Genomic DNA, 11167 nt, shown 5'->3' with positions numbered 1-11167 from the left:
CTCAACGTATAATAGAAGTAACTACTATTTATCTGAGGTGAAAACGATGAAATATCAAAAAGACGGTCAAACATTTCTTTTAGTGTTAGATAAAGGTGAAGATATTGTAGAACAAGTAACGGAGTTTGCCACAGAGCATGAAATGAAATTTGGCACAGTAAGTGGTATCGGTGCGTGTGACAATGTAACGCTAAATTTCTATAATTTAGAAACGCAAAAATACGAAGCGCGTGAAGTAAATGAAGCTTTAGAATTAACAAGTTTATTAGGTAATATTTCGCATATTGGTGATCAACCCTTTGCGCATTTACACGGAACATTTGGTACACGTGATTTCCAAACATTAAGTGGACATTTAACTAAAGCTAGAGTGTCAGCTACAGCTGAAATTGTAATTACAATGACAAATATGGATATCAACCGTACACACGATAGTGAAACAGGTTTAAATTTATTGCGCCCATAATCTTTTCAGTTATCGGCTATTTATTGAAAATTGATAAATAGCTGATAGTTTTGTATTTCAGTACTACATTCAAATTAATATGCAATATACAGGTAAATTAGTTGATTACCTATTTGTGAAAGTTTAATATTAAACATTGACTAAACAAATTTAGCGTTTTATAAATATCAAAGAAAGTAGTGTATGATATGACCGCGCGTTATATTGCAAGGATATATTTTATTATTCTTTTTACTGTGTCATTATTCGAAACTAGAGTTTTTAATTTTATGAGTTTGAATCTTTTTTTAGCTTACATACCTTTTGAGTTATGTTTGCTTTTAAGACTTTTCAGACCTAGAAAATCGTTTGAATGGCCGCTATTTATTGTGTTCGCACTTATTTTTATATTGCTAGTGCCTAACACCTTTTATATGCTGACAGACTTAATACACCTAAATCAATTCACTTTTGATTTTTACGTACGTTTAAATTTAATGGAATGGATTTATTTCACTTATTTACTTTTAGGTGTCTTTTTAGCAATTTATTGTATGGTATTAATTTTCATTAATTTATCTCATATCACTTCATATAAATGGCTTAACCGTTCATTAATTATCGTATTAATGTTTTTAAATGGTTTAGGCATTTATATGGGACGTTTCTTAAGATTCCATACCGTACATCTCATTACGAGACCATTTACGATTATCCAACAAGTGCTTAATGAGTTAAATCTCCATACCATTATTTTCGTATTATTAATGGTATTACTACAAGCTGTTATTATTTTATTTGTAAAAGGAGTGCGTGTAGCGAAATGATGAATATTTTATTACTCCTTATTATAATAGTAGCTTTGCAACTTGTTATAGGTCATTTCTTTAATCGTATCGGTTTTAGCATGAAAAATAGTGTCTTACTTATGCTATTACCATTAGGTATCGGTTTATTTTTAGTACAAGTTTTCTATTATGAGCGTCACTACCCTAGATGGGAAGTACCGTTTCACGTAAAACTTAGATTAAAATATATGTATTTAATCACTTTCTTAGAATATGTAGCCGTTTATCTCTGCATATTTGTTTTAAAATAATTAATATATGATGAAAATGCGAGTTCTATTGAAATTAAAATAGAACTCGCATTTTATTTAAGTTATTTAAATACTTTTAAATGTAGACATTACATATTCACGTGCGCTTTTATGATCGACGATAGGTTTTGGATAGTCTTCCCCTAATTTAAGTCCCTCTTTCTCAAGCTGCGATTGATGTTTCAGAGGTTCATGCAACCATTTAGCTGTCATATCCTTAAGTTCTGGGATAAACTTCTTAATATATAAAGCATCTTTATCGAAACGCTCACTTTGTCTTGTTGGGCTAAACATTCTAAAGTATGGTACAGCATCTGTGCCCGTAGAAGCAGACCATTGCCAACCGTGCACATTTGAAGCTGAATCGAAATCAATGAGTTTCTTTCTGAAATAATCTTCTCCCCATGTCCAATCGATAAATAAATCTTTGGTTAAGAATTGTGATACTACCATACGCATACGATTATGCATATAACCCGTTTCATTTAATTCAGCCATAGCTGCATCTATAATTGGGAAACCTGTTTTTCCTTCATACCAACACTTAAAATCATCTTTATTATATGACCATTTGATATTACGATATTTTTCATTAAAAGCTTCATGTGCCGTATTTGGATATTGTGTCATTAACACATAATAAAATTCACGGAACATTAATTCTCGAATGAACTTTTCAATATTACTTTCATCTTCTTCATAACTTTCAAGCAACTCAGTTATAATATGTTTAATATCAATTAGTCCGTAAGCTAATACAATACTTAATTGACTTGTTAAAACTTCAGGTAAATACTCTCTATTTGAATCGTAATTTTGAATATCATTTTCTAAAAAATCGTGCCATTGATTTAGTGCTTGTTCTTCAGATAAGCCATCATTTGAATAATCTTTGTTTAATGTTTGTTGAGACTTAACACACAACTTCGCAATATCTTTGAGATTGTAGTCATAAGCTGAGTGCTGACGAAGAGTAGAACGATGCGCTTTATAAAAGCTCGTAAACACTTTATAAGGCGTCCCCTGTTTGTTCATTGTTGTACTCGGTTTAAAGTAATGATTTGCTCGTAAAGTCACTACCGAAATATCGTATTTTTTGAATGCTTGTTTTAAGTGGCGAATATCATAACTTTCTTGGTGATAACTCATAATATCGCCTGCTACAACAACCTCTTCAACATGCTTCTCCTTGCAGAAGTTCCCTAACTCGCTATATTCAATTAAGAATGGTTCAATATCATGCTTTTTTAGTTCTTTTAAAAATTTTTCCAACACACCATAATAATAGTTGTGTTTCATTTCAGTGCCTTCTTCCTCAAATATTTCCTGAGGAATAATTAAATAGCATTGATCAATATCATTTTGTTGTTGGCTTATATATTCAAATAATGGATTATTTTGTGTTCTAAAAACTCTATTCAGTATGACACCTATATTCATCGTTTCACTCCTCATTTCGCGTTCATTTTCTTTACCCTTTTCCAAGAAAATAAAAAACGTGAAATAAAACTTAGTCATCTAATATTTAAAATGATTATACTAAACCAAGCCAATGCCAATACGTCATACTAAAAATGATGACAAGGATATAGCCAACAATGGTTAAAGGAATACCCGTCTTCAAGAAATCTTTAACTGTAAAGGTGTTTGTACCATACGCGAGCATGTTTTGCGGTGCGCTGACTGGTAGTAAAAATCCAAAGCTAATAACAAATTGTTGGATTAACACAAATCCTATAGATTGATCGCCAAGATGTAAGGTTGATGTTAATGAAATAAATACTGGAATCAATGCTGACGCTAAACTTGTAGCACTTGCAAAACCAAGGTGTATGATAATGTTAAATAATGTAATTAATGCGATAGTGGCGATAATTGGTAGATGTTCAAGTCCCATTAAGCCAAATGTTTTATCACTTAGCCATTGGGCTGCACCTGTTTTTAATAGCACATTTCCTAAAGAAATGCCGACACCAAATACAATAATTGTGCCCCATGGGATTTTCTTTTCAACGCCTTTCCACGTCATGACACCTACTTTAGGTGTAAGCATAATAGCTAAAGCAATAATAGTGATAGAAGCTGAGTCTATTGGATGTAATATCTTTTCTGTTGACCAAAAAATAAGTAATAAAATTGAAATAACAATTAAACGCCATTCTTTAGGAGAAACCGGCCCTAATTTATCGAGCTCTTCTTTAATTAATTTTTTACCACCTTCAATAGATTCACGTTCTGGAGGCATGACTTTAATCATTATAAAATATAAAGCAATAGACATAACTATAGACCATGGTGCAGCATATAAGAACCATTCTCCCCATGACACATCATGTCCTAAGTTCTGATTAATAAAATTTACTGCTACAATATTCTGAGCAGCAGCCGTTTTAATCCCTATGTTCCAAATGGATACAGCTTGGACAGCTGTAATAATTAATAATGAAGCTAGTTTACTATCTTTCGATACTTTAAAAGCAGCAATCATGCCAAGTAAAATTGGAACTACTGCGCCAGCTCTAGCAGTGGCGGAAGGTACAAAGAAAGCTAAAACAATAGATACTAAAATAGCACCAATCACGATGTTACGTGTTTTATTTCCTACTATAGATAGTACAAGTAATGCTAAGCGTTTATGTAAATTCGTTTCTTGCATAGCTGCAGCTAAAAATAAAGCGGCTGCTACAAGTGCAACTGCAGAAGTTGAGAACCCACTAAAAGCGTGACTTAATGCATTACCAGTCCCTAATAGATCATTGCCTGATAATATTTTATCGCCAGCTTTTGGATTACCAAGCTTTTCAGTAAGATGTTGAACTGGGCTAAAACCTAAAATTAAAATAATTAAACCTAAAATCATTGTAGAAGATACTGGATAAGTGACCGCTTCCGTCACCCACATAATCACTGCAAATGCTAAAATCGCTAAGGCGCCTTTAGCCATGATGGGTAAGCCTGCTGGAGTAGGTAGTAATAAAATAATAAATAAAACAACAAAACTTGTAATAATCCAAAGTGGCTTATACCCTTTGTTCTTCTTCTTTTCATTTTCTTTCTGATTATTTGCGCTTAAATTTTCCGTTTTTGATAACTCTCTGTCTGCCATTTTTATTACACTCCCTTAAGATGAATACACTATTAGTATATCAAGAAAGCGCTTTATTTAAATCACACACAAATAAATGTTCTTAATTTTTTAATAATTTTGAGATAAAAAATAAAAGAACTTTGTAATGGTTTTAGAAACTTCACAAAGTTCTTGTTAATGTAATTGATTTATCCAAAAATTTCACGATTTAGCCCAAACACATATAGTAATATAAAGAATGTTGCGGCACTTAAAATCGTTAAAATCAATGTTAAAATTAGCGTTCGTTTATATTTATTAATAAATGCGATAAATAGCATACCTAAATTATAAGCAAAGAAAAGGCCAAATAATGCCATCGTTACTTTGATATTAGTATAAAAAATGTTTAGTAATAAAACGATAACCGCAAAAATGACATATGGAATGGTGATCCATTTAAATTCAAAGCGAATTTGCTTTGTACGTTTATCTTCATTATTCATGCGCAAACCCTCCTTTTTACATTATAAGACAAAACCCGACTTTCTCCTATATATTACTTGTGACAAAGTCTTAACATTACCATGGACTACTGTTAAGTAAATTGAATCATCTCTAATTGATTGCGCAAGCGGTTTATATCAATACCTTCTCCAATAATTACAATCGTTAAAGGCACATCTTTATCGATCACTCCATAATCCGGTAAGCCCATAGAATATTGAAATTCGTATGTCGCTTCAGGCAAATCTCTGAATTTCACAAAACCTTTTAATCGCAAGACATTGTCAGGCAATCTTAAGATAAATTGATAGAATAATTGGCGATCTATCGCAGAGGTAAACGTATATTGCATAGATTGAATACCATGATGATGAGCATGGTGATGCGATTTCACTTGATGATTGGTACTTCCTTCCAACTGTTCATCATTCACTTGGCTATACGTCGTACTAATAAGCGTTGCTTGAGGGTTCAGACGATTTAACTCAGCTTCAAGATTTTGCAGTGTCTCTTCTTCCACTAAGTCTGTTTTGTTGAGAATAATCACATCACTATATGCAATTTGTTCTTCCATTAAATGCGTAGTCGACTCAGTATAGTCTCCTTTTTTTGAAAAGCGTTGTGCATCCACAAGACCAATAATTTGTGGTGTATGAACTTCTTTAATAATAGTAGGATCTTGGCAAGCAGTAAAAATTTCTAATGGATGTGCAATACCTGTAGCTTCAATGACAATATGTTGCGTTTCTTTTTGTTGCACTAACATATTCAACTGATTGACTAAATCATTATTCAAATCACAGCAAACGCAACCGTTTATTAGGGATGTAACCGACACATCTTCCCCAACTAATATGCTATCGACATCAAATTGTCCAAATTCATTCATAATAATCGTGACTTTCTCATCTTTTTTTAATAATTGGTCTATATAATATTTTAAAAATGTAGTTTTGCCACTTCCTAAGAAGCCGCTAACAATTGTAATAGATATTTTTTCATTTTTATTATTTATCATTTTAAAAACTCTTTTCTATTTAAAAAATATTTGAAATTGATAATATAAGTATATATTTTAGATTACACTTGATTAAAATAGAATTATCTTCTAAAATTTAAGCATACTTTAATTTTAGCATGGCATTGAAACGAAGTGTGTTGCAAGTTATATTTTACACAACATAGACGAAATTTAATCCGAAACATAGAGAGACGGATAGAATGTCTGGAGGAGAACTTTAATGTCTGAACAACATAATTTGAAAGAGCAACTATGCTTTAGTTTGTACAATGCACAAAGACAAGTAAATCGCTACTATTCAAACAAAGTCTTTAAAAAGTACAACCTTACTTACCCACAATTTTTAGTGTTAAGTATTTTATGGGATGAATCTCCTGTAAATGTTAAAAAGGTAGTAACTGAACTAGCCTTAGATACTGGTACGGTATCACCTTTATTAAAAAGAATGGAACACGTTGATTTAATTAAACGTGAACGTTCTGAAGTTGACCAACGTGAAGTATTCATTCATCTTACTGAAAAAAGTGAAAAAATCAAACCTGAATTAAGCGATGCATCTACAAAAGTAGCTACCGCTTCTTCATTAAGTATCGATGAAGTGAAAGAACTCAATCGTCTATTAGGCAAAGTCATCGACGCCTTTACTGAAAACAAATAAAATGACATGCTAATACAACGCTAATTAAAGTTATACATTTCGAACCAATTTTATATATTTATCAATAACGAAAAACCTGAGGTATCTCAATATAAAAGATATCTCAGGTTTTTCGTTTTAATTGATATTTAAAGTAAGAAGTCCTTGATTATAGACAACAAAGGACGTTGCGCGCGGGGCCCCAGCACAAAGACTTTCGCATAGAAAGTCTACAACCAAAGAAAGCTGGGGAAGGAACGTAAGTGTTCATACACTTACGTAAGTAGTTCTAAGATGAATAACGAATGACGTTGCGCGACTCTTGGCGTTTTTTATATTGAACACAAGTGCAATTGCACTTGTGTAAGACGTTCTAAGATAGATAACGAAACGTAGTTGAGTGACGCCTGAGGGAATTAGAGTTATTGATGAACGTAAGTGTTTAAACACTTACGTAAGTAGTTCTAAGATAGATTACGAAGTGTAGTTGTGAAGTCTCCTAGGGGAGCAGTGCTAGTCGAAGACTACAGGCTGAGACAGCACCCCAGGAAAGCGAAACAACTTAAACGAGTAAATATCTATCTAAGAACTGCTTTACAAGACCGTGGCTCGACCCAGCCTCCTAGGCAAGCATCTCAACTTAAGTGAGTGAATATCTATCTAAGAACGCCTTTATAAGACTACAGGCTTAAGCCTTTCCCGCAAGAAAGCGTCGCAACTAAATGAGTAACTATCTATCTAAGAATGCCTTGTCGTTTCTTATTGATCATTTTCTTTGATCAAACGACTTAAATAACTATCCCTTTCAACTAGTGCATCATAACTGCCTTGTTCAATCACTTGACCATCAATCATGACCACAATTTTATCAAATCGCGATAGTAACCCTATGTCATGCGTAGCAACTACAACTGTTTTTGCGTTTTCATCCACCAAACGCATCACATTTTCAGTATTTGCTTCATCCAATGCTGTCGTTGGTTCATCTAATATCCACACATTCGCTTTTTTCAAGAGTAAGCGCGCAAGTGCCAAGCGTTGAATTTCTCCTCCTGATAACGTATGTCCATCAAGCGTAAGCTGTTGATCTAATTTTAAATGTCCAAGATTAACTTGTTCTAACACTTGCAGTAATTTGTCATCTTTTTCCTCTGAAAATAAATTCTCGCGAATGGTACCATCAAATAGCTGTTGTGCTTGCAACAACACATTCAGTTCACTATAGCGTGCGTCTTCTGTAATATCCGTCACTGTCTGACCGTAAAGTTTAACGTCCCCATGTGGTATCTCATACAAACCACTTAAAATTTGAAGTAGCGTACTTTTACCTGAACCAGAAGGACCAATAATAGCCACTTTCTCTCCCTTATTAACAGTTAAATTAATATGGTTTAATACTGGCGTCTCTTGATAGAGATAATTAAAAGTTAAATCCTCAACGTCAAATACGTTTTCGTCTCTAGAAGTAATATCAGAAGTTGACGTAGTAGTTGGATATGACAAGACATCGTTTAAATCAGCCAACGCTTCATCGGTATCAGCTTTATAATAGGCAAAGTTGCTCATTGGCACGGCTTGTTCAAATAGCGTTAACACCATTAATACGATGCTTGTTAAATAGATAACATTGAGCTGACCGTTTCCCACTTGTATCGCGCCGAGCGCAAGACTGGCAAATAAAGCTAACATTGCAAGTATATTCAGTATATAATCATACAACGTTAAGAAGCGTGTTTCTTTCGCTTGCAACTTATCATACTTATCCAATGATGCGAGCACATCTTGACGATACGCTTCAGTTTGATTAAAACGATTTAATTCTTCATAACCTTCTTTATAATCATAAAACTTTGCTAAAGTATCTTGTTGTTGAAGCGCGACTTGTTGTTTCAATGTACGTGCACGTTTCGCACTAAGCCACGGCACAATCCATAATGAACACAACATACTCATCACAATAATAATCGCATGTGCAACGCTAAAATAAATCAACGTTACAGCTGCAATGATTGCTGTAAAGCCAATCACTATTGGCGGATAATAGACACGTAAATAAATATTCTGAAGTGCTTCTACTTTACTAATCATTTTAGAAATAAGGTCACTTGATTTATATTTACGATAAATATTCGGTACACGTGGAATTAAGTGTTGTAAGAATTGTACCCTTACATCACGCAACATTGTAAATGTAGTGCGATGTGATAATAAACGTTCTCCATAACGGGCAATGGCACGTAAGAAACCAAATAATTTTACGGAAACAACGAGTACCATCAATGCATATAATGGTGCCCCTAGTGCACTTTGAGTGACCATATAACCACTTAGAAAGAACATGGCTAATGCCACTAAACTTCCTACTATACCTGTTAATATCGCTAATATTAAATCTTTATCAGGTCGAAATTGAATACGTGGTTTCATCGTTGCTCACCACCTTTTGTGTAACTAACTGAAATATCATGATCATCTTTAATTAGTTGCCCATTTTCAATAAATAAGCGACGCGTTGCTTGGCGAATCGTAGACGTACGATGCGCAATAATAATCATCGTTGTATGCTCGAAATATTGAGCAATGGCCTGTTGAATCACTCTTTCAGTGTCTAAATCTAAACCTGTCGTTGGCTCATCGAAGACGACGATATCTGGATTTGTTAATAACACGCGTGATAATTCAAGACGGCGCATTTGCCCTCCAGATAACATTTCGCCGCCCTCCCCGATAGGCGTATGAATCCCTTGTGCTAAGCTTTGGACTTTATCTTTAAGCCCCACCTTTTCTAATACTTCAAGAATCGCTTCATCTTCAACCTCTTTAAACATCGCAATATTTTCTTTTATTGTTGCGGAAAAGAGGTATGGATGTTGACTTAGCATGCCTATATTGGACACGTCACTGTTAAACGTTACGTTTCCATTCGTCGATTTGAGCGATTGGGTGAGTAGTCGTGCTAGTGTTGTTTTACCTGCCCCACTTGGGCCTACGATGGCGATTTTTTCGCCTTGATTAATCGTTAATGAAACATCTTTGATAGCAAATGTAGTGGTATCAGGATATTGATAATGTACATTTGTCATCTTAATTTGGGGCGTTTGTGTAGGTGCTGTTTCTGGTGTGCTACTTGGTGCTGCATTTTCAGAAGCTAAAAATTCAAATACGATATCGCTTGCACCTTCACTTTGTTTGCCGGTATGGAAAGCTTGGCCTAAATCTTTGATGGCGTTATAAAATTCAGGCGCTAAAATAATCGCGATTGCGGCTGTTTTAAAGTTGATGTGATGGAAGACGACAAGGCTCAAAGCCGCTTCTAGAGCCACTAATCCAATGCCGAGCATGCTAATAAATTCGAGCATGAGGCCTGAAAGGAAGGCGCTACGTAGAATTCGCATCGTCAAATCTCTAAATTGCGTGCTATCTTTATAAATTTGGGTTTCTGTGTGTTGCGTGCGTTTGAATAGCTTCAATGTGATGAGACCTTGTGCTACGTTTAAAAATCTTTGGCTAAATTGGTTAAGATGTGTCATTTGGTCTTTGGATTCATCTCGTGTCTTCAGTCCAAAAATAATATAAAAGAGCGGAATAAATGGCGCTGTCACAATCATAATAAGCGCTGTGTTTAAATGAATAAAGCACATAGCTAAGATAATGATGAATGGTATCATCATTGATTTAAAGACTTGGGGTAAATAGCTTTTGAAAAATGGTGCTAAGCCATCAATCGTTTCTGTCAAAATGTTAATTTGTGTACCAATAGCGACAGATGACTGTTTGAATAATACTTGTTCTCTGAGTTGATGTTTTATTTTTGTTGCTAATCGATCACCTAAGCGCAAATTAATCGTATTTAATGTGGCTCTTAAAATAAGTACGACTAAAATGAGTAATAATAATGGATAAATAGAGGTATGCTGGTGATAAAGCATGCGATTTAAGAATTCGGCAATACTAATATTTTGTATCACTACGCTAATGGCGAGTAACAAACTGATGATTCCCATTAAAAATGGAAATATTTTATATTTAAAGACTAAATTCATTAGTTTTTTCATTTTAACTTCACCTAATTTACTATTATAAGAACTTATCCCTTATTTATCATTTAATTAAATTCGAAAAATTAGTGACAAGGTGAATGGCTAGTAATACAAAATGAGGCGGTTTTATGTTTTAAGTATATGTAGATTTCATACTTTAGTCTGTTGTAGTGAATTGGTAATTAAATATAAGTTATTAAGTGGAGATTTAAAATATTTTGTAGCAGAATGACAATTTCAATGTAGCACTTACATTATAAAAATTATTTTCTCTTTCTATTTTTATGGTGATTATAGTGTTCTACTTTAATATCATTAGCAAAGCTTTAATTTAATATGATATTATAATAA

The 11167-nt window shown here is 33.7% G+C and carries 10 protein-coding genes; 4 read left to right on the top strand and 6 right to left on the bottom strand.

All coding sequences use genetic code 11. From position 1 onward, the window contains the following. Nucleotides 1–46 precede the first annotated feature (46 nt). The 3 genes from CD127_RS10085 to CD127_RS10075 all read left to right on the top strand — a co-directional run bounded on the left by CD127_RS10085 (nt 47) and on the right by CD127_RS10075 (nt 1544). Entirely contained in the window at nt 47–466 is a 420-nt protein-coding gene (locus CD127_RS10085; RefSeq protein WP_103366621.1) for a PPC domain-containing DNA-binding protein, read from the top strand. A 188-nt stretch (nt 467–654) separates the two neighbouring features. Further along, nucleotides 655–1272 carry a DUF1361 domain-containing protein gene (locus tag CD127_RS10080; protein WP_103298212.1) on the top strand — a complete coding sequence of 206 codons (618 nt, stop codon included), beginning with the start codon at nt 655–657 and terminating at the stop codon, nt 1270–1272. Beyond that, nucleotides 1269–1544, top strand: coding sequence for a hypothetical protein (locus CD127_RS10075; protein WP_103298211.1), 276 nt, complete (start codon nt 1269–1271; stop codon nt 1542–1544). Before CD127_RS10080 ends, CD127_RS10075 begins: the two co-directional genes overlap by 4 nt. Nucleotides 1545–1610: 66 nt before the next feature. On the opposite strand, the gene CD127_RS10070 is transcribed toward CD127_RS10075, so the two are convergent. The 4 genes from CD127_RS10070 to CD127_RS10055 all read right to left on the bottom strand — a co-directional run bounded on the left by CD127_RS10070 (nt 1611) and on the right by CD127_RS10055 (nt 6136). Beyond that, nucleotides 1611–2984, bottom strand: a complete 1374-nt coding sequence (locus CD127_RS10070; RefSeq protein ID WP_103366620.1) for a cryptochrome/photolyase family protein — start codon at nt 2982–2984, stop codon at nt 1611–1613. 94 nt (nt 2985–3078) lie between these two features. Next, complete coding sequence (locus CD127_RS10065) at nt 3079–4650, bottom strand: SLC13 family permease (RefSeq protein ID WP_103366619.1); 1572 nt, start codon at nt 4648–4650, stop codon at nt 3079–3081. Nucleotides 4651–4820: 170 nt separating this feature from the next. Then, nucleotides 4821–5117, bottom strand: coding sequence for a hypothetical protein (locus tag CD127_RS10060; protein WP_103329644.1), 297 nt, complete (start codon nt 5115–5117; stop codon nt 4821–4823). 92 nt (nt 5118–5209) lie between these two features. Further along, nucleotides 5210–6136, bottom strand: a complete 927-nt coding sequence (locus tag CD127_RS10055) for a CobW family GTP-binding protein (RefSeq protein WP_103366618.1) — start codon at nt 6134–6136, stop codon at nt 5210–5212. Between the two features lie 223 nt (nt 6137–6359). Here CD127_RS10055 and mgrA point away from each other — a divergent pair, with 223 nt between their 5' ends. Beyond that, nucleotides 6360–6797: a global transcriptional regulator MgrA gene (mgrA, locus tag CD127_RS10050; protein WP_103298206.1), complete on the top strand. Its 438-nt coding sequence runs from the start codon at nt 6360–6362 to the stop codon at nt 6795–6797. 738 nt (nt 6798–7535) lie between these two features. Here mgrA and cydC read toward each other — a convergent pair. Further along, entirely contained in the window at nt 7536–9203 is a 1668-nt protein-coding gene (gene cydC / locus CD127_RS10045) for a thiol reductant ABC exporter subunit CydC (protein WP_103366617.1), read from the bottom strand. Further along, nucleotides 9200–10831 carry an ABC transporter ATP-binding protein/permease gene (locus CD127_RS10040; RefSeq protein WP_103366616.1) on the bottom strand — a complete coding sequence of 544 codons (1632 nt, stop codon included), beginning with the start codon at nt 10829–10831 and terminating at the stop codon, nt 9200–9202. Before CD127_RS10040 ends, cydC begins: the two co-directional genes overlap by 4 nt. Nucleotides 10832–11167 lie beyond the last annotated feature (336 nt).

The sequence above is a fragment of the Staphylococcus petrasii genome, from assembly GCF_002902565.1.
In the GTDB taxonomy this organism is placed as follows: Bacteria; Bacillota; Bacilli; order Staphylococcales; family Staphylococcaceae; genus Staphylococcus; species Staphylococcus petrasii.
This window is presented reverse-complemented; position numbering and strand designations above follow the sequence as displayed.

Bases quoted from the DNA above. Each gene is read 5' to 3' on its own strand.
- CD127_RS10080 (WP_103298212.1), top strand. From the start codon at position 655: ATGACCGCGCGTTATATTGCAAGGATATATTTTATTATTCTTTTTACT.
- CD127_RS10085 (WP_103366621.1), top strand. From the start codon at position 47: ATGAAATATCAAAAAGACGGTCAAACATTTCTTTTAGTGTTAGATAAA.
- cydC (WP_103366617.1), bottom strand. From the start codon at position 9,203: ATGAAACCACGTATTCAATTTCGACCTGATAAAGATTTAATATTAGCG.
- CD127_RS10065 (WP_103366619.1), bottom strand. From the start codon at position 4,650: ATGGCAGACAGAGAGTTATCAAAAACGGAAAATTTAAGCGCAAATAAT.
- CD127_RS10040 (WP_103366616.1), bottom strand. From the start codon at position 10,831: ATGAAAAAACTAATGAATTTAGTCTTTAAATATAAAATATTTCCATTT.
- CD127_RS10060 (WP_103329644.1), bottom strand. From the start codon at position 5,117: ATGAATAATGAAGATAAACGTACAAAGCAAATTCGCTTTGAATTTAAA.
- CD127_RS10070 (WP_103366620.1), bottom strand. From the start codon at position 2,984: ATGAATATAGGTGTCATACTGAATAGAGTTTTTAGAACACAAAATAAT.
- mgrA (WP_103298206.1), top strand. From the start codon at position 6,360: ATGTCTGAACAACATAATTTGAAAGAGCAACTATGCTTTAGTTTGTAC.
- CD127_RS10075 (WP_103298211.1), top strand. From the start codon at position 1,269: ATGATGAATATTTTATTACTCCTTATTATAATAGTAGCTTTGCAACTT.
- CD127_RS10055 (WP_103366618.1), bottom strand. From the start codon at position 6,136: ATGATAAATAATAAAAATGAAAAAATATCTATTACAATTGTTAGCGGC.